This window comes from Pseudomonas sp. MIL19, from assembly GCF_028680365.1.
In the GTDB taxonomy this organism is placed as follows: Bacteria; Pseudomonadota; Gammaproteobacteria; order Pseudomonadales; family Pseudomonadaceae; genus Aquipseudomonas; species Aquipseudomonas spirodelae.
The window spans coordinates 1-17,262 of the sequence record NZ_JAPPVG010000020.1; the positions used below are offsets into that span (position 1 = coordinate 1).

Annotated in this window: 16 protein-coding genes; 6 read left to right on the forward strand and 10 right to left on the reverse strand. The window is 60.5% G+C overall.

Annotated features, from left to right (window positions below):
* Positions 1-348: 348 nt before the first annotated feature.
* Complete coding sequence (locus N1078_RS13395) at positions 349-1,065, forward strand: UTRA domain-containing protein (RefSeq protein ID WP_274088671.1); 717 nt, start codon at positions 349-351, stop codon at positions 1,063-1,065.
* Between the two features lie 107 nt (positions 1,066-1,172).
* Here N1078_RS13395 and N1078_RS13400 read toward each other — a convergent pair whose 3' ends face one another.
* The 7 genes from N1078_RS13400 to N1078_RS13430 all read right to left on the reverse strand — a co-directional run bounded on the left by N1078_RS13400 (position 1,173) and on the right by N1078_RS13430 (position 7,594).
* The gene (locus N1078_RS13400; RefSeq protein WP_274088672.1) at positions 1,173-2,462 is read right to left on the reverse strand and encodes a M18 family aminopeptidase; all 1,290 of its coding nucleotides are present in this window, start codon (positions 2,460-2,462) and stop codon (positions 1,173-1,175) included.
* Between the two features lie 72 nt (positions 2,463-2,534).
* Positions 2,535-3,245 (reverse strand): 4'-phosphopantetheinyl transferase family protein, encoded by a 711-nt coding sequence (locus N1078_RS13405; protein ID WP_274088673.1) that lies wholly within the window; start codon positions 3,243-3,245, stop codon positions 2,535-2,537.
* A gap of 276 nt (positions 3,246-3,521) precedes the next feature.
* Positions 3,522-4,118: a cytochrome c3 family protein gene (locus N1078_RS13410; RefSeq protein WP_274088674.1), complete on the reverse strand. Its 597-nt coding sequence runs from the start codon at positions 4,116-4,118 to the stop codon at positions 3,522-3,524.
* Positions 4,119-4,127: 9 nt separating this feature from the next.
* The gene (locus tag N1078_RS13415; protein WP_274088675.1) at positions 4,128-4,613 is read right to left on the reverse strand and encodes a nitrate reductase cytochrome c-type subunit; all 486 of its coding nucleotides are present in this window, start codon (positions 4,611-4,613) and stop codon (positions 4,128-4,130) included.
* A gap of 11 nt (positions 4,614-4,624) precedes the next feature.
* Positions 4,625-7,129, reverse strand: coding sequence for a nitrate reductase catalytic subunit NapA (gene napA, locus N1078_RS13420; RefSeq protein WP_274088676.1), 2,505 nt, complete (start codon positions 7,127-7,129; stop codon positions 4,625-4,627).
* On the reverse strand, positions 7,126-7,386 hold the full coding sequence (locus tag N1078_RS13425) for a chaperone NapD (protein WP_274088677.1): 261 nt from the start codon (positions 7,384-7,386) through the stop codon (positions 7,126-7,128). The genes napA and N1078_RS13425 overlap by 4 nt, the downstream gene beginning before the upstream one ends.
* Positions 7,387-7,420: 34 nt before the next feature.
* Positions 7,421-7,594 carry a periplasmic nitrate reductase, NapE protein gene (locus tag N1078_RS13430; protein ID WP_274088678.1) on the reverse strand — a complete coding sequence of 58 codons (174 nt, stop codon included), beginning with the start codon at positions 7,592-7,594 and terminating at the stop codon, positions 7,421-7,423.
* A gap of 208 nt (positions 7,595-7,802) precedes the next feature.
* On the opposite strand from N1078_RS13430, the gene N1078_RS13435 reads away from it, so the two are divergent.
* Entirely contained in the window at positions 7,803-8,987 is a 1,185-nt protein-coding gene (locus N1078_RS13435; protein WP_274088679.1) for an MFS transporter, read from the forward strand.
* A 70-nt stretch (positions 8,988-9,057) separates the two neighbouring features.
* Here N1078_RS13435 and N1078_RS13440 read toward each other — a convergent pair whose 3' ends face one another.
* From N1078_RS13440 to N1078_RS13450, 3 genes are all read right to left on the reverse strand, one after another.
* On the reverse strand, positions 9,058-9,696 hold the full coding sequence (locus N1078_RS13440; RefSeq protein WP_274088680.1) for an SOUL family heme-binding protein: 639 nt from the start codon (positions 9,694-9,696) through the stop codon (positions 9,058-9,060).
* 145 nt (positions 9,697-9,841) lie between these two features.
* Entirely contained in the window at positions 9,842-11,179 is a 1,338-nt protein-coding gene (locus N1078_RS13445) for a serine hydrolase domain-containing protein (protein ID WP_274088681.1), read from the reverse strand.
* An 87-nt stretch (positions 11,180-11,266) separates the two neighbouring features.
* Complete coding sequence (locus N1078_RS13450; RefSeq protein ID WP_274088682.1) at positions 11,267-12,265, reverse strand: AraC family transcriptional regulator; 999 nt, start codon at positions 12,263-12,265, stop codon at positions 11,267-11,269.
* A 157-nt stretch (positions 12,266-12,422) separates the two neighbouring features.
* Here N1078_RS13450 and N1078_RS13455 point away from each other — a divergent pair, with 157 nt between their 5' ends.
* The 4 genes from N1078_RS13455 to trhA all read left to right on the forward strand — a co-directional run bounded on the left by N1078_RS13455 (position 12,423) and on the right by trhA (position 17,260).
* The gene (locus N1078_RS13455; protein ID WP_274088683.1) at positions 12,423-13,562 is read left to right on the forward strand and encodes an acyl-CoA dehydrogenase family protein; all 1,140 of its coding nucleotides are present in this window, start codon (positions 12,423-12,425) and stop codon (positions 13,560-13,562) included.
* 57 nt (positions 13,563-13,619) lie between these two features.
* Complete coding sequence (locus tag N1078_RS13460; protein ID WP_274088684.1) at positions 13,620-15,257, forward strand: AMP-binding protein; 1,638 nt, start codon at positions 13,620-13,622, stop codon at positions 15,255-15,257.
* Between the two features lie 82 nt (positions 15,258-15,339).
* Positions 15,340-16,521 (forward strand): CaiB/BaiF CoA transferase family protein, encoded by a 1,182-nt coding sequence (locus tag N1078_RS13465; RefSeq protein WP_274088685.1) that lies wholly within the window; start codon positions 15,340-15,342, stop codon positions 16,519-16,521.
* A gap of 121 nt (positions 16,522-16,642) precedes the next feature.
* Positions 16,643-17,260: a PAQR family membrane homeostasis protein TrhA gene (gene trhA, locus N1078_RS13470; protein WP_274088686.1), complete on the forward strand. Its 618-nt coding sequence runs from the start codon at positions 16,643-16,645 to the stop codon at positions 17,258-17,260.
* Positions 17,261-17,262: the final 2 nt, after the last annotated feature.

Consider the following 17,262-nt stretch of genomic DNA (forward strand, 5'->3'; position numbering starts at 1 on the left):
CTTTTGATCGATTTGCCGCTTTCAAAATCGGCGGAGGCTGAAGTTAGCCAGAAATACATGACTACTTCAGACCATCCTTAGGCGGGTTAAATGACAGTTTTATGTACGTTGATCATTTTCCGGTTATAACCGCGCTGCCTAAACGGGCGCATCACTAGCGTAGACCATGATTAAAACCCCTAGTACGCGGCTTGCAGGCTAGGGTTTGCGCGCATTGGCTGGGTTGACCAACCGCGTGTCATGTTTCGGTCATCTAGAGTGCTTAAACTTGAAACATGATATTTACAGCGGCATGAACAGGTTTTTGCCCTCTATTGGGGCTGGACTAGTCCAAATTCGGAGGTCTTGATGCGCGATGAAGCGCCGCGGGCAGTGACTGCTATATGTCGGGCATTGGAGGAGCAGATCGAACACGGTTTGTTGCCGTCTGGAAGTCAGCTACCGGCAGAGCGCAAGCTCAGCGAGGTGTTCGACACCACACGCATCACCTTGCGTGAGGCGCTTGGGCAGCTAGAGGCTCAGGGGCTGATTTACCGTGAGGAGCGCCGCGGCTGGTTTGTTTCGCCACCGCGCGTGGCCTATAACCCGCTGGTGCGCAGCCACTTTCACGCGATGGTCGGTGAGCAGGGCCGGGTGCCGGCCACTGAGGTGTTGAGTGCGCGGCTGATTCCCGCCAGCGCCGAGATCTGCCAGCTACTGGCGTTGCCGGCGCTTTCTAGCGTGTATCAGATCCGCCGTGCGCGACGTATCGATGGTCGGTTGGTGCTGTACGTCGAGCACTACCTCAACCCGAATTACTTTGCCGGCATTCTGGATTTCGACCTGACCCGTTCACTGACCGAGTTGTATGCCAGCGAATACGGCATTCATTACGGCCGGGTGCGTTTCGATATGGTACCCACGGCTTTGCACAGCGAAGCCGCGTCAGCATTGAAAGTAGCGGTGGGCAGCCCGGCGCTGCGTATCGTGCGGGTCAACCGCGATCAGCATGGCCGTTTGATTGACTGCGACCTGGAGTTCTGGCGCCACGACGCCCTGCATGTGAGCGTCGAGGTGCCGGAGTAGCAGGCCTACGAATCTCGCTTTTGTAGGGGGGGCATGCGAGGCGTTGTCCACCGCTAGCGGCCAGATGGCGGACAAGCTTTCGGCATGTCCGCCCTACGGAGCGTCGGTCAGGGCAGCTCGGCGCTGGCGTAGAAGGCCGTGAGTACTTTGACCAGATGCGCCAGGTCATGGCTGCCGGCCAGTTCGCGGATCGAGTGCATGGCGAAGGTCGGCAGGCCGATATCCACGGTGCGTACGCCCAGTTGGCTGGCGGTGATTGGGCCGATGGTCGAGCCGCAGCCCATGTCGCTGCGAGTCACGAAGCTCTGCACCGGCACTTCATTTTCCAGGCACAGATGACGGAAGAACCCGGCGGTTTCGCTATTGGTGGCGTAGCGCTGGTTGCTGTTGATCTTGATCACAGGGCCGGCATTGAGCTTGGGGCCATGGTTCTGGTCATGCTTGTCGGCGTAGTTGGGGTGCACGCCGTGGGCGTTGTCGGCTGAGACCAGCAGCGAGCGCTGGATGGTGCGCACGAAGGCATCACCGTCCGGCAGCACGCGGCGCAATACCTGTTCGAGCATCGGGCCGTCCGCACCGCAGGCCGAGCAGGAGCCGACTTCCTCGTGGTCGGTGCAGACCAATACGCAGCTTTCTTCATCCGGCGCGGCGAGCAGCGCCTGCAAGCCTGCGTAGCAGGACAGTAGATTGTCCAGCCGCGCGCCGGCGATAAAGTCGCCATTCAGGCCAATCACCGCAGCACTCTGGGTGTCGTAGAAGCTCAGCTCGTAATCCAGCACTGCATCGGCGCTGAAGTCGTGTTCGCGGGCCAGTTGATCGGTGATCAAGGCGCGAAAATCGGCCGGCTCATCGCCGGATAGCTGCGCGAGGATCGGCGGCAGCTCGATCTGCTGGTTGATCGCCCAGCCCTGGTTGGCTTCACGGTTGAGGTGAATGGCCAGGTTGGGAATGATCGCAATCGGCTTCTGGAAGTCGATCAGCTGGCTTTCCACCTTGCCGTCGCGGCGGTAGGTCACCCGGCCGGCCAGCGACAGGTCGCGGTCGAACCAGGGCGCCAGCAAAGCGCCGCCGTACACCTCAACGCCGAGCTGGAAAAAGCCATGTTGCTGCAGCTCCGGTTGCGGTTTGACCCGCAGGCACGGGCTGTCGGTGTGCGCGCCGACCAGGCGAATGCCGCCTTCCAGCGGTGCGCGCTTGCCCAGCTTGAAGGCGATGATCGAGGAGTCGTTGCGCGTCACGTAATAGCGGCCGCCGGCCTCGGTGTGCCAGCTGGCGCGTTCGTCCAGGTGCTGGAAACCGGCCGCCTCAAGGCGCTGAGCCAGGCTGGCGGTGGCATGAAAAGGGGTCGGCGAGGCCTTGAGGAACTCGATCAGGCCTTGATTCAAATCTTCGCGCATAGGGCACTCCAGACGGCAATCGGCCGAGTTTAGCGGATTTGCCTAGCGCTTTGGGCTGCCGCGCTCGACAGATCAGCTCGGGATGCTGACCAGGCTGAGCAGATAACCGTCGAACTCGGCGAATTGGCCTTCCAGCTCGCTGCCGGCGGGCCAGTCCCCATGCAGGTCAATCAACAGGCGCATGCACACTTTATTGTCAGCCTCGACGCTGAGCAGCTCGGCATCCTGAAAGTAGAAGTGCTGCAATACCTGCGGGTAGAGCGCCTTGAACAGGCTTTCCTTGAGCGAGAAGGTCAGGCTGATGCGTTGCGCGCGCTGTTCGGCGGAGAGGTTTTCCAGGCGGAACAGTTCGGCGGGCGTAAGAATTTCCGCTGCCAGGCGTTCCGCGCGGCTGGCCGGTATAAGTTGTTCGATATCCAGCCCCAGGCCGCGCCAGTCGGCGCTGTTGCCCACCACGGCGCCGGCCCAGCCGCTGCCGTGGGTGATTGAGCCGACCACACCTAACGGCCACTGTGGCGCGCGATCTTCACCGCAGGCCGGAACCGTCGCCGCACCGGTCAAACGCATCAAGGCCTCACGCGCACACAGGCGCCCGGCCAGGTATTCGGCCTGGCGTTTGGCTACGCCGCGCACCGGCGCGACTGCGCAGCGGCTGAAATCCGCTGCATCCAGTAGTTCGGGATTAAAGGTGGTGCTGATTAACTGCAGCGCCGGCAGGCTGTGCGGCAATGGCCAGTGACTCTTCAGGGGGCTGCAGCAGGGCGGGAGGTAGGCTGTATTCATCGACCTATTCTGCCGTGCGGCGCTTTGCACGGCCAGCCGCTGCGCGCGTTTACATTTCTTTGCAAAGCGGCAACAAAGCTAAACGAAGTTGCGCGGGCTTTTTTGCCACACTGTGGCATGCGTTTCTTCGGGGACGCAGGTGAGGTTGTAGCTGGCGCAGGCGTGAGGCTTGTTCCGGCATTTCTCTGAGAATGAGTACGGGAGCCCGTTTGGGCTCCCGTTTTTTTATGGACGCTATTTAGGGCGGTCATCCTTCGCGACGCTTTAACTTTCGCGCTACCAGCCCGGCACCCCGCTCATGTCCGGCAGCTTGTGGGCGATGCCTTTATGGCAGTCGATGCACGTAGCTTCGCCGCTGGCCAGGGCGGTGGAGTGCATCTGCCGGGCGCGCTGGCCCTGGCGGGTGAAGTCCATAAACTCGAAGTTGTGGCAGTTACGGCATTCCAGCGAGTCGTTGGCTTTGAGCCGCGCCCATTCGTGTTCGGCGAGTGTGCGGCGGTGGGCGAGGAACTTGTCGCGGGTGTTGATGGTGCCGAAAATCTTGCCCCACACCTCTTTGGAGGCCTGCATCTTGCGCGCGATTTTGTCGGTCCATTTGTGCGGCACGTGGCAGTCCGGACAGGTGGCGCGCACGCCGGAGCGGTTGCTGTAGTGGATGGTGTCCTTCAGTTCGACATACACGTTGTCGCGCATTTCATGGCAGGAAATGCAGAACTGCTCGGTGTTGGTGACTTCCAGCGCGGTGTTGAAACCGCCCCAGAAGATGATCCCGGCGATAAAACCGCCAAGGGTGAGAAAGCCCAGGCTGTAGTGCACGCTCGGTCGGCGCAGGATGCGCCAGTAGTCCTTGAGCAGGGCAAACAATGATTTCATGACGCCTCCTCAGGGTTTGGCCGGGGCATTGATTTCGTCTTGCAACAGCTTGTCGATGGTCTCGAAACTGTTGCCCACCAGCGGTTTCACCTCGTTCTGTGAAACGTGGCACTGATTGCAGAAGTAGCGCCGTGGCGATACTGCTGCCAGCGGCTGGCCGTCGCGGTCCATGTAGTGGGTGATGCTGATCATCGGGGCTTGGCTGCGCGCGCTACCGGCGCGGCTGTGGCAGGTCAGGCACTTGTTGCCGTTTTTGTCGATCTGGTAACTGCTGATGCTGTGCGGGATGGTCGGCGGTTGCTCGGGGTAGTTGCGTTCGCGCTTGAGGTCCTTGTTGTCCTCATTGGCAATAGGCGGCGCTGATAGAGTCTGGCTGATGGTGCCGCCTGGGCGGCGGCCATCCGGTGCCGGGGCATCCAGCGGGTAATTGACTTCGGCGGCCACGGCAATGCCAAACGCGGCCAGCAGCAGGAAAGGCAGTAGGCGAATGTTCATCAGAGTTCTCCTCAGGCCACGCTGATCAGTTCGATCTTCACCGCACACTTCTTGTAGTCGGCCTGCTTGGAGATCGGGTCGGTGGCATCCAGGGTGACCTTGTTGATCAGCTTGTTGGCGTCGAAAAACGGCACGAACACCAACCCCTGGGGCGGTTTGTTGCGCCCTCGGGTTTCGATGCGCGCGCGCATTTCACCGCGCCGGCTGATCACTTTGACCTCGCTGCCGCGCCGGGCGTTAAGCGCCTTGGCATCGTCCGGGTGCATGTACACCAGGGCATCGGGCACCGCCTTGTGCAGCTCTTCGACACGCTGGGTCATGCTGCCGGTGTGCCAGTGCTCCAGTACCCGGCCGGTGCTGAGCCAGAACGGGTAGTCGGCATCCGGGGCTTCGGCGGCCGGCTCGTAGGGCAGGGCGAAGATGATCGCCCTCTTGTCCGGGTAACCGTAGAACTGCACGCCGCTGCCTTTTTCCACATAAGGATCGAGGCCTTCACGGTAGCGCCAGCGGGTTTCCTCGCCGTCCACCACCGGCCAGCGCATGCCGCGTTCGCTGTGGTAACGGTCGAAGTCGGCGAGGTCATGACCATGGCCACGGCCGAACTGCGCGTATTCCTCGAACAGGCCTTTTTGCAGGTAGAAGCCAAAAGCCTTGGCTTCATCGTTGATATGGCCGGCTTCGATCTGCTCGCTGGGGAACTGGTCGACCTGACCGTTGGCGAACAGCACCTGGTACAGGGTCTTGCCCTTGTGCTGCGGCGAGGTGGCCAACAGTTCGGCCGGCCAGACTTCATCGGTGGTAAAGCGTTTGGAAAACTCCACCAGTTGCCACAGATCAGATTTGGCCTCGCCGGGGGCAGTGACCAACTGATGCCAAAATTGCGTGCGACGCTCGGCGTTGCCGTACGCGCCTTCCTTTTCCACCCACATGGCGCTGGGCAGGATCAGGTCGGCGGCCTGAGCCGAGACGGTAGGGTAGACGTCGGAGACGATGATGAAGTTGTCTGGGTTGCGCCAGCCGGGCAGCACTTCGCCCATGATGTTCGGCCCAGCCTGCATGTTGTTGCTGACCTGGGTCCAATAGACGTTGAGCACGCCGTCTTTGAGCATGCGGCTTTGCTGCACGGCGTGGAAACCGACCTTTTCCTGGATGGTGCCGGCGGGCAGCTTCCAGATTTTCTCGGCGGTGGCGCGGTGTTTCGGGTTGGTCACCACCATGTCCGCCGGCAGGCGGTGGGAGAAGGTGCCGACTTCGCGCGCAGTGCCGCAGGCCGAGGGCTGGCCGGTGAGCGAGAACGGGCTGTTGCCCGGTTCGCTGATTTTGCCGGTGAGCAGGTGGATGTTGTAGATCAGGTTATTGGCCCACACCCCACGGGTGTGCTGATTGAAGCCCATGGTCCAGAACGACATGACCTTGCGCTTGGGGTCGGCATACAGCTCGGCCAGGGCCTTGAGGCGCTCGGCTGGCACCCCGGTTTCCTTGGCGGTGCGCTCCAGGGTGTAGGGTTTGACGAAAGCGGCGAACTGCTCGAAGGATATATCGCTCCAGGTGTTGGCGGTCTCGGCGTTTTTCGCCTGCACTTCAAGCGGGTGATCGGGGCGCAGGCCGTAGCCGATGTCGTCGGCACCCTTGGCGAACTTGGTGTGCTGGTTGACGAAACTCTTGTTCACCGCACCGCTTTCGATGATGTGGTTGGCGATGTAGTTGAGGATCAGCAGGTCAGTCTGCGGTTTGAACACCATGGGAATATCAGCCAGCTCGAAGCTGCGGTGTTCAAAGGTAGAGAGCACCACCACTTTGGTCTGCGGGTAGCTCAGGCGGCGGTCGGTGACCCGGCTCCAGAGGATCGGATGCATCTCGGCCATGTTCGAGCCCCACAGCACGAACACGTCGGCGGCTTCGATATCGTCATAGCAGCCCATCGGCTCATCGGCACCGAAGGTGCGCATAAAACCCATCACCGCCGAGGCCATACAGTGGCGCGCGTTGGGGTCGATGTTGTTGCTGCGCAGGCCGGCTTTCATCAGCTTGTTGGCCGCGTAGCCTTCCCAGATGGTCCATTGCCCCGAACCGAACATGCCCACCGACTCGGGGCCTTTGTTCTTCAAGGCTTCCTTGAACTTCAGCTCCATGATGTCGAAGGCCTGCTCCCAACTGATCGGCTGGAACTCGCCCTGTTTGTCATACACGCCGTTCTTCATGCGCAGCAGCGGCTCGGTCAGGCGGTCAACGCCGTACATGATCTTCGATAGGAAGTAGCCCTTGACGCAGTTCAGGCCGCGATTGACCTCGGCCTTGACGTCACCGTGGGTGGCCACCACGCGGTTGTTCTTGGTCGCCACCATCACGCTGCAACCGGTGCCGCAGAAGCGGCAGGGGGCTTTGTTCCAGTTCAGCGTGGTCATGTCCGCTTCGGTGATCAGGTTGCTGGCCGAGGTGGCAATCGGCAGGCCGGCCGCTGCTGCGGCAATGGCGGCGGCGTTGGCTTTGGCGAATTGACGGCGGGTCATGCTCATTCGTCGGCTCCTTCGGGGCTCAGCAGTTCGTGGTAGACCAGCGCGGCGTTGAGTACGCCCGGCAGGTTGCTGATCTGGTCTATGCGCTCAAGGATCTGCTGCTCGTCGGCGGTTTCCAGTACTACCACCAGCTTGCCCAGTGGGCTTTGCTGATGCAGTTCAACCCCGTCAAGCAGGCTCAGATTGGCTTTCACCGCTTCGAACTGCTCCGGGCGGGCGTGTACCAGCAGGCTGGCAATGTGCAGGGTTTCGGCCATATTCCGTGGCTCCGATGGTGATCAGGCAGGGCGATCAGCTAGGCGGTCCGGGTGGACCAATCAGCATTTGCATAAACCAGATAAAGAAACCGTAGCCACCGACCAGGGCGATGGACAGGAGGGGGAAAAAGCAGACGACAAGAAACAGAAAAAGGCGGGTTTCCTTACTTTTTTGCACATTGTTGTCGTTGTTATTGTCGGTGGTCATGGCGACTGACTCCCCTCAGGTGTAGCAATCAGGTTAGACCTTACTCTTGATATGGACAAAAGTGCTGATCTGAATCAAGACGAATGGCTTTCCTCGGTATTTGTTCCAGTGCAGCACAGCGGCTATGCACCGCGCGCAAAGCCGGCTTGTCCGACTGCGTGTTAATCTGCCGGAACGGCCGATTTAGAGCCATTTTGCGAGCCTGCCGATGCCTGCTGCCGATTCGTCTGCGTATTTGATGCGCGGTACTGCCGCCTACCGGCGCGCCACCCTGGCGCTGTTCTGCGCCGGTTTTGCCACCTTTGCCTTGCTCTACTGCGTGCAGCCGCTGCTGCCGTTGTTGGCGCAGCATTTCTCTGTGTCGGCGGCCGGCAGTAGCCTGGCGTTATCGCTGACGACGCTGAGCCTGGCCGTCTGCCTGCTGGTGTCGGGTGCGCTGGCCGAGAGCTGGGGGCGTAAACCGGTGATGGTGGCGGCGCTGGGCCTCGCCTCGCTGTTGGGGATCGCCTGCGCGCTGGTCGAGAGCTGGGATCATTTGCTTTGGCTACGCGCCTTGCTCGGCCTGGCCCTGAGCGGATTGCCAGCACTGGCGATGGCTTATGTGGGCGAGGAGTTCGACCCCGAAGCTTTACCCGCGGCCATGGGGCTGTATATCGGCGGCACGGCGCTGGGTGGTCTGCTCGGACGTTTGCTAGCCGGTCTGTTGAGTGATCTGGGCGGTTGGCCGCTGGCCTTGGCGGGTATTGCCGGTATGGGCCTATTGGCCCTGCTGCTATTTATCTGGCTGCTGCCGCCGTCCCGGCATTTTCAGAAGCAGACGTTATCGCTCCGCGGCCTGCTGGGTAACTTTGCTGCGCACTTGGGTAATGCTGAGCTGCGTCGGCTGTTTCTGGTGGCGTTTTTATTGATGGGCGGCTTTGTTGCCTTGTTTAACTACGTCGGCTTTCGGCTGGCGGCGGCACCATTCAACCTGTCATCCAGCCTGATTGGTTTGCTGTTCACGGTTTACCTGGTGGGCATTTTTAGCGCCGGCTGGGCAGGGCGATTGGTGCCGCGTCTTGGCGTGCGGCAGGTGATGCTTGGCGGTATAGGCATCATGTTGTTGGGTGTGGCGCTCTGTGCCACGCCCTGGCTAAGTGCGGCGGTGGCCGGCCTGGCGCTGTTTACCCTGGGCTTCTTTGCCGCCCATGCGGTGGCTAGCGGGCAGGTAGGGCAGCGCGCGAACGGCGCCAAGGCGCAGGCCTCGGCGTTGTACCTGTGCGCTTATTACCTGGGTTCCAGCGTGATTGGCTATGGTGCTGGGTATATTTGGGAACATGCCGGCTGGCTGCCGATGCTTGCGGTGCTGGCCGCGCTGTTTGTCTCAGCCGGAATCAGTGTGCGTAAGCTCTAAGGCTTGAGTTGTGAGTTCACGCAAGCGCTTGTGAATCCGGCGGCAGGCCATCGATTGACTGAGTAAACACTCAGTTGATGCCATCCGCCGGCATTGCGATGGGCACTAAAACTTCATTGCGGCGTAAAAACCACGGCATAAACGGTGGGTTGTAGCGAGCCCATACCGGTTCGCCGACGACGCGCCAACCATTTTGGCTAATCCACGCATCGAGCTCTGCTTTATTGCGCGTATAGGCGCGCTCACTCCAGAAGCCTGAGTAGCGCACCGCGGCTATCTGCCGCGCGGGCACTTGGCGCAATGTTACTCGTGGGTCTTTAGGAACCGGCAGAGTGGCCAGTGAGAAGGTCGCTGGCATCATAAAGCTCACCGCCCAAGTGCCATCGATTTGCTGTTGGCCAACGGGTGACGTCATGGCGATTTTTTCACCTTCAGCCTCTTGAGCGACCGGTGCGGTCATCGCAATTTTCTGGTTTGAGTTGTTGTTGCCCGAAATGTAATCAAACAGCCGGCTAAACGCTTTGCTGCCAGCCTGATCAAAATCTCCGTCTACCCGGGTTTCTGCAACAAAATGGGGCTCATAGTTACGCAACTCAAAGCTGTCTTCTTTGAGCACAACTGAGTATTTCGCTTCCTCAACCGCCATCGCGTTTCCGCTCCCAAGGAGTGCAGCAAAAAACACTGCTGCAGCCTGTTTTAGATAGGTCATTCGCGTTCACCCGGTATTGTGGATCACTGGAGGGAGGCGCCGAGACCATGTGCTTGGCTCGGCTGCTCACTGTCTCATCGCCTTAAGACTTGAACGCTACGTGTGCAGCAAGTTCATTGGGGCGTTGATTTACGGCCTGGGTGACTTAGGGCTTCGGCTGCTCCATCAGGTATTTTGCAACGGCCGCATAAGCGGGTAACGAGGTGGGATCGTTGGCGGAATTGGCCGCGATTGGGTGGCTGGCGAAGCGGGCAATCACCATCTCGGCAGCCGGGTCAATGTACAGCGCTTGGCCGTGCACCCCGCGCGCCATAAAGGCACCATGCGCGTTGTGAGTGACCCACCACATATTGCGATAGCTCCAGCCGGGCAACAGCGAGTAGCCAGCCTTGGCGAAATCTTCACGGCTTGCACCGTTACGGATGTCTGTCACGACCTCGGCCGGCAAGATTTGCTGGTCGTTGTAACGGCCGTTGTTGCGCACCATTTCACCAAAGCGCGCCAGGTCACGCAGGCCGCTGTTCAGCCCGCCACCGGCAAACGGTGTGCCGATGGAGTCGACGGACATATAGGCATCCTGCTCAGCGCCAAGTTTGCTCCAGATGCGCTCCGACAGCAGTTTTGCCACGTTGCGGCCACTCGCACGCGCTAGCACCCACCCGAGGGCATCGGTGTTGGCGGTCCGGTAGTGAAAGGCCTCGCCATGTTTACCCTGCGGCTGAACCGTTTGCAGAAACTCATAATAAGTACGTGGCCCCTGGTAGTCCGCGGGTTTGGGCAGCGGATTGCCGGCGGCGGCATGCGCCCAGACTTCGGCATTGGGGTCGGCATAGTCTTCGCTAAAGCGAATGCCGGTGGTCATATCCATCAACTGGCGAACCGTGGCGTTACCGAAGGCAGATGCAGCCAGCTCGGGTACGTAGTAGGCCACCTTGCGTTCAGGCTCAAGCGTCCCTTCGGCAACCAGTAGCGCGGCGAGGGTGCCCATAAAGGTCTTGGTGACTGACATGGCGCCATGCTGGCCTTGCGCCTTGAGCACACCGAAATAGCGTTCGTAGACGACTGCGCCGCGATGCAGCACAACAATCCCGTCGGTGTAGTTGGCCAGCAGCGACTGCTGCCAGGTCATGGGCTTATCAGCGCCGAGTGGCATGAACGAGACAGTGTCGATGGCGTCCAGCAGGTTGCGCTTTAGCGGCGGAGGCGCGCTAAGCCCGTGCGACACATTGACGGTGGGCATGAGTTGGCGAAAGTTGGAGACACTCCAGCGCATCTGCGGGAAGCGAAAATAACTGCCGTCATCGAAACGCAAAATACGCTCTGGCGGGGGTGGTGAGCCAACCATCCAGCCCAGTTCAGCCGGGTCACTGGCCTGCGCGCTTGGGAATTGCGCAGGTGTGCTGGCGTGGGCCGAGCAGGCGAATGCGCTGAGTAGTAGGCATAAGCGCAGGGGTAATGATCCTTTCAAACGGCGTATGTCCATGATTAGCACCCTCTGTATATGTCTGCTCAGTAAAGCATAGGCGGCCAAGTCTCCCCGCCATCAGTGCGGTGGGGAGTATTCAGCGGCTTAAGCTTCCTGGGCCCGATACGCGCCCGGCGTCAGCCCCGTCCATTTTTTAAAGGCACGGTGAAACGCAGACGGCTCCGAAAACCCCAGTTGCTCGGCAATGTCCTGAATGGCCAAATCGGCGCGGCCCAAGTGATAAATCGCCAAGTCCCGGCGCAGATGATCTTTCAACTCTTGAAAACTCGAGCCTTCCTCGCGCAAATGCCGACGCAGGGTTTGTGGGCTCATGTGCAACTGTTGCGCCACGGCGTCGAGGTCTGGCCAGTTGCTGCAGTCGCGCCCAAGCAGGCGGCGGATTTGGCTGATCAGGCTGTCGCCGCCATCCGGGCGCGCCAGCAGATCGGCCGGGGAATGCTGGAGGAATTGCTTGAGGGTGCGCTCGTCCTGCAGCAGCGGCATGGCCAGATAGCGGGCGTGGAACAGCAGGCTGGTGCGCCCGGCGGAAAAACGCCGGTTGCAGGGGAACAGCAATTCGTACTCGGCGGCGTGGGCGGGCTGGCTGTAGGTAAAGGTGGTTTCTTCCAGACGGATGCGTTGGCCGATTAGCCAACTGCCGAGGCGATGCCAGATCACCAGCAGGCATTCCACCAGAAAGTGGTCGGGGTCCAGCAGGCTTGAGCCGTCCACGCTCAGTCGTGCCCAATCACCTTCACGCTGAATGCTGATGATCGGCGCTTCGGGGAACAGGCTGTAGAACAGCGCGCCCCGGCCCAGGGCTTTTTCCAGCGAGCGGCAATGAATGATGGCGTAACACATCATGGCGAACGTGCCGCGCTTACTGCGCCGACGGCCAAAGCCGAGGTATTCGTCGTCGAGGCTTTCCCACAACAACTGCACCAAACGGGCGAACTGCTCGGGGGCGATGCGGGCGCGTGGCTCATCCAGCAGAGCGGGTTGAATCCCCAGCTGGCGCAGCAGTGGCGTGCAATCTTGGCCCTTGGCCTCGGCACCGCGTAAGGCAGCGCGGACAAAGTGGCTGGCGATGGTGCGTTCGCGCATGACGGCTCCTTGAAAGTGCGCCGATGGTAAGCAGCTTGACGGGCATAGAACAAGCACCGAGCGAATGGGTCAACCCAGGCTGAGCGCATGGGTCATTGAGGCTGGTGGCTGGGCAGGCCTAACCTGCAGCACGACTTCAGCTCTAGGAGCCAGCCCCATGCAGCGCAACATTTTCGATACCGAACACAGCATGTTTCGCGACGCCTTTGCCGCTTTTCTGAAGAAGGAAGTGGTGCCCCATCAGGACCAATGGGAGGCCGACGGCATGGTCAGCCGTGAGGTATGGAAGAAGGCCGGTGACATGGGCTTTTTGCTGCCTTGGGCGGATGAGGAATACGGCGGTGCGGGACTCAAGGATTTCCGCTACGAGCAGATCATGTGCGAGGAGTTGGCCAAGGTTAACGAAGCCGGTTTTATGTTGCCGCTGCACTCGGCGCTGTGCGGCCCCTATATCGCTGAGTACGGTAACGCTGAGCAGAAGGCGCGCTTTATGCCGGGGATTATCAGCGGCGAGCTGATTTTGGCGGTGGCGATGACTGAGCCCAGCGCCGGCTCCGACCTGGCCGGCATGCGCACCATGGCGGTGGAGCAGGACGACCACTACCTGCTCAACGGCTCCAAGGTGTTTATCTCCAACGGCCTGCTGGCCGATGTGGTGATAGTCGCAGCCAAGACCGACCCGGCCAATAAGCACGCCATGGGCCTGTTCCTGATTGAACGTGGTATGCCTGGTTTCGAACGCGGCAAGAAGCTGGAAAAACTCGGCATGAAGAGCCAGGACACCGCCGAGCTGTTCTTTAACAACGTCAAGGTACCCAAAGCCAACCTGCTGGGGGATGCCAAGGGTGGCTTCTTCTATCTAATGAACATGCTCGCTCAGGAGCGCCTGACCAATGCCTGCGGCGCGGTGGCCGGTGCCGAGGCGGCGCTGCAAGTGACCATCGATTACGTGAAAGAGCGTAAGGCTTTTGATCGGCCGATTTCGCACTTCCAGAACACCCGCTTCAAGCTCGCTGAAATGCGTACGCAAATCGACGTGGCGCAGGTGTTTGTTGACCGCTGCGTGATCGATCACAACGAGAAAAAGCTCACCCCAGAAGTCGCTGCCGAGGCCAAGCTGTTCACCACTGAGCTACTGGGCAAGGTAGTCGATGAGGGGGTACAACTGCACGGCGGCTGGGGGTATATGTGGGAGTACCCAATTTGCAAGATGTACGCGAATGCACGCATTCAGCGCATCTTCGCTGGCACCTCGGAAATCATGAAAGAGATCATCAGCCGCGGGATGAAGCTTTGATAGAGGGTTAATGGCTAAATCGAGGCGCGACAGACACTAACAATAAGAGGTCTGCACATGGACGAACAACTGCCTCTGGAGCGCCTGGCGCTCTGGGTTGAGAAACGCCCCGATGCGGTCTGGCTCAGCCAGCCGGTAGCTGGGCAATGGCATGATTTCACCTGGGCGCAGGTGGATGAGCAGGCGCGGCGTATAGCCACGGCGTTGCATGCACTGGGCTGCGCGCCGGGTGACCGGGTAGCGCTGCTGGCGAAGAACTGCGCCGAATGGGTGATTGCCGATCTGGCGATCATGATGGCGGGGCTAATCAGCGTGCCGTTCTACCCCCTACAGTCAGCCGAGAGCATCGAGTATGTGCTGCGACATTCGCAGTGCAAGGCGATCTTCCTCGGCAAGTTGGATGAGCCGGTCAAGTTGGCACCCGCCATTCCCGCTGAAGTGATGCGGATTGCCATGCCGTATCCGACTATCGAGGCCCGTCACGGCTGGCATGCTTTGCTGGCGGCGCACCAGCCGTTGGCCGTAACGCATCAGCAGGCGCCCGATGCCTTGCTCAGCATCCTCTATACCTCCGGCACCACGGGGCAGCCCAAGGGGGTGATGCTCTCGGCCAAAGCGTTCGCCTACGCCGGTAGCCACTCGGTGCATGAGTTGCAAATCACCGAGCAGGATCAGTTCTTCTCATACCTGCCGCTATCGCATGCCGCCGAGCGTTTTCTGGTGGAGATGAACGCCTTGTACAGCGGTGGGCGGGTGGCCTTTGTCGAGTCGCTGGACTCCTTTGCCAGCGACTTGCGCCACGTGCGGCCGACTGTGTTCTTCTCCGTGCCGCGCCTGTGGACGCGCTTTCAACAGGGCGTGTTGGAGAAACTGCCGCAGCCCAAGCTGGCGCGTTTGCTGGGTATTCCGCTGATTGGTGGGTTGGTGGCGAGCAAAATACGCAAAGGCCTAGGGCTGGATCGCGCACGGATTCTGGTCAGTGGCGCGGCAGCGATTCCGCCGGCTTTGCTGGATTGGTACCAGCGTATCGGTATGACCATCTGCGAGGGTTATGGCATGACTGAGCACTTCGCCTATGGCTGCTTCAACCGGCCCGGACAGGTGCGTTTCGGCACGGTGGGGCGGCCGATGCCGGGTAATGAGCTGCGCCTTGCCGAGAATGGCGAAATCCTGCTGCGTTGCCCTTGCCTAATGCTGGGCTACTACCAGGAACCGGCGAAAACCGCTGAAACCATTAGCGATGGCTGGCTGCACACGGGCGACAAGGGCGAGATTGATGCGGCCGGTTACCTGAAAATCACCGGGCGGGTGAAGGACATCTTCAAGACCAGCAAAGGCAAGTACATCGCCCCGGCGCCGATTGAGGGTGAGATCGCCAAGAACCTGTGGGTCGAGCAGGTGTGCCTGATGGGCAGCAATTTGGATCAGCCATTGGCGCTGATCGAGCTGTCACCAGCGGCTCGTGAGCAGGCACGCGAGCAAGTGGCGGCCGACCTTGCGCAAACTTTGCAGCAGCTTAATGCTCAGCTTGAGGCCCACGAACGGCTTAGCCATTTTGTGCTGGTGCGCGAGGCCTGGACCGTGGACAACGGCTGCATGACCCCAACCATGAAAATCCGCCGTAACGTACTGGAAGCACGCTTTGCTGACCAACTAAGCGAGCTGGATGCCAAGCAACCGCTGCATTGGCAATAGCTGCACTGCTTAGGATGGGCTGGCCGCGCAAGTTGAGCGCAGCGCTACCCATCGGCATTAACGATTATCCAAAGGAGCTGTTATGCAAGGCCCGCTGTCGTCCCTGAAAGTGCTGGATTTTTCCACCCTGTTGCCGGGGCCTTTCGCCTCTCTATTGCTAGCAGATATGGGCGCCGAGGTGCTGCGAGTTGAGTCGCCTTCGCGCATGGACCTGGTGCGCGTGCTGCCGCCGCATGACGGCGGCGTGTCGGCCAGCCACGCCTACCTCAACCGCAACAAACGCTGCATCGCCCTGGACCTGAAAAAGCCCGAGGCGGTGGAAATGGTCAAGCAACTGGTGGCCGAGTACGACATCGTGCTGGAGCAGTTCCGCCCAGGGGTGATGGACAAACTCGGCGTCGGCTACGAGGCACTCAAGGCGATTAACCCGAAGCTGATTTACGTGTCGATCACCGGCTATGGCCAGACCGGGCCATATAAGGATCGCGCTGGGCATGACATCAATTATCTAGCCCTGGCCGGCATCGCCAGCTACACCGGGCGCAGCGACACCGGGCCGCTGCCGCTGGGCATTCAGGCAGCGGATATTGCCGGCGGCTCGCTGCACGGGGTGATCGGCCTACTAGCAGCGGTTATCCAGCGCCAGGCCACGGGCCAGGGCCAGCAGGTGGATATCAGCATGACCGACTGCGCCTTCAGCCTGCACGGCATGGCCGGGGCCGGGTATCTGGCCGCCGGGGTTGAGCCGGCGATGGAAAACCAGGCACTCAATGGCGGCAGTTTCTACGACTATTACCGCACCCGTGATGGCCGTTGGTTCTCGGTCGGCAGCCTGGAACCGCAGTTTATGCAGCAGTTCTGCGCCGCCATCGGCCGTCCGGAGCTTGCCGCGCGTGGTCTGTCGCAGAAGCCAGAGGATCAACAGGCGCTTAAACGCGAGATCGAAATCGAGTTCGAGAAACGCGATTTCGCCGAGTGGAATCAGGTATTCGCAGGGTTGGATGCCTGCGTGGAGCCGATGCTCACCCTCAGTGAGGCCGCTGAGCATCCGCAGATCAAAGCGCGCAATCTGGTTACCGAGGTGCCGCGTGCCGGCAATGCGCCACAGGCGCAGATCGGCTGCCCGATCAAGTTCTCCAGCGGCTTGCCTGCACCCCGGCATATCGGTGCGGCGTTGGGGGCGAACACCGAAGAAGTGCTGGCTGAACTGGGTTATAGCGCCGAGCAGATTGCCCAGCTCAAGGCGGCAAAAGTGGTGGCCTGAGTCCCGTTGAAGGAGCCGCCGAGCGCTTTATGCGTAGCACCAGATGCACAGGCGGCTCGTCAAATGCTGCGTTTTCCGGCATAAGCGTGGTTCGTGCCAATAGGCCATGCAGGGAGACAGCATGTATCACGGTGAACGCTTCAACGCCTGGACCCATCTGGTCGGAACGCTACTGGCCAGCGTAGGCGCCTTGTGGATGCTAGTGCTGGCAAGTCTGGACGGTGACGTAAGCAAGATCGTCAGTGTGGCGATCTATGGCCTGACGCTGGTGCTGCTGTACAGCATATCCACGCTCTACCACAGCGTGCAGGGGCGGGCGAAGGTGGTGATGCGTAAGCTTGACCACCTGTCGATCTACTTGTTGATTGCCGGCAGCTATACGCCGTTTTGCCTGGTAACTCTGGAAGGGGCGTGGGGCTGGACGCTGTTCGGCGTTGTCTGGACGTTGGCCGTTATTGGCATGGTGCAGGAGATCAAACCGCGCTCCGAGGCGCGCGTGCTGTCGATTGTGATCTACGCCGTAATGGGCTGGATTGTGCTGGTGGCGGTCAAACCGTTGATCGCTAAGCTGGGCATGGCCGGATTTGTCTGGCTAGCCGGCGGCGGGGTGCTTTACACCGTGGGCATCATCTTCTTCGTTTACGACAGCCGCTTCCGTCATTGGCATGGCATCTGGCACCTGTTCGTGATGGGCGGCAGCTTGATGCACTTCGTGGCGGTGTTGCGTTACGTGCTGTGAGC

What these genes read in the sequence shown, in the direction of transcription:
- N1078_RS13405 (WP_274088673.1), bottom strand. Translation starts at nt 3,245, where the DNA reads ATGAATACAGCCTACCTCCCGCCCTGCTGCAGCCCCCTGAAGAGTCAC.
- N1078_RS13425 (WP_274088677.1), bottom strand. Translation starts at nt 7,386, where the DNA reads ATGGCCGAAACCCTGCACATTGCCAGCCTGCTGGTACACGCCCGCCCG.
- N1078_RS13400 (WP_274088672.1), bottom strand. Translation starts at nt 2,462, where the DNA reads ATGCGCGAAGATTTGAATCAAGGCCTGATCGAGTTCCTCAAGGCCTCG.
- N1078_RS13395 (WP_274088671.1), top strand. Translation starts at nt 349, where the DNA reads ATGCGCGATGAAGCGCCGCGGGCAGTGACTGCTATATGTCGGGCATTG.
- N1078_RS13460 (WP_274088684.1), top strand. Translation starts at nt 13,620, where the DNA reads ATGGACGAACAACTGCCTCTGGAGCGCCTGGCGCTCTGGGTTGAGAAA.
- N1078_RS13415 (WP_274088675.1), bottom strand. Translation starts at nt 4,613, where the DNA reads ATGAACATTCGCCTACTGCCTTTCCTGCTGCTGGCCGCGTTTGGCATT.
- N1078_RS13450 (WP_274088682.1), bottom strand. Translation starts at nt 12,265, where the DNA reads ATGCGCGAACGCACCATCGCCAGCCACTTTGTCCGCGCTGCCTTACGC.
- N1078_RS13440 (WP_274088680.1), bottom strand. Translation starts at nt 9,696, where the DNA reads ATGACCTATCTAAAACAGGCTGCAGCAGTGTTTTTTGCTGCACTCCTT.
- N1078_RS13410 (WP_274088674.1), bottom strand. Translation starts at nt 4,118, where the DNA reads ATGAAATCATTGTTTGCCCTGCTCAAGGACTACTGGCGCATCCTGCGC.
- N1078_RS13430 (WP_274088678.1), bottom strand. Translation starts at nt 7,594, where the DNA reads ATGACCACCGACAATAACAACGACAACAATGTGCAAAAAAGTAAGGAA.
- N1078_RS13455 (WP_274088683.1), top strand. Translation starts at nt 12,423, where the DNA reads ATGCAGCGCAACATTTTCGATACCGAACACAGCATGTTTCGCGACGCC.
- trhA (WP_274088686.1), top strand. Translation starts at nt 16,643, where the DNA reads ATGTATCACGGTGAACGCTTCAACGCCTGGACCCATCTGGTCGGAACG.
- napA (WP_274088676.1), bottom strand. Translation starts at nt 7,129, where the DNA reads ATGAGCATGACCCGCCGTCAATTCGCCAAAGCCAACGCCGCCGCCATT.
- N1078_RS13445 (WP_274088681.1), bottom strand. Translation starts at nt 11,179, where the DNA reads ATGGACATACGCCGTTTGAAAGGATCATTACCCCTGCGCTTATGCCTA.
- N1078_RS13435 (WP_274088679.1), top strand. Translation starts at nt 7,803, where the DNA reads ATGCCTGCTGCCGATTCGTCTGCGTATTTGATGCGCGGTACTGCCGCC.
- N1078_RS13465 (WP_274088685.1), top strand. Translation starts at nt 15,340, where the DNA reads ATGCAAGGCCCGCTGTCGTCCCTGAAAGTGCTGGATTTTTCCACCCTG.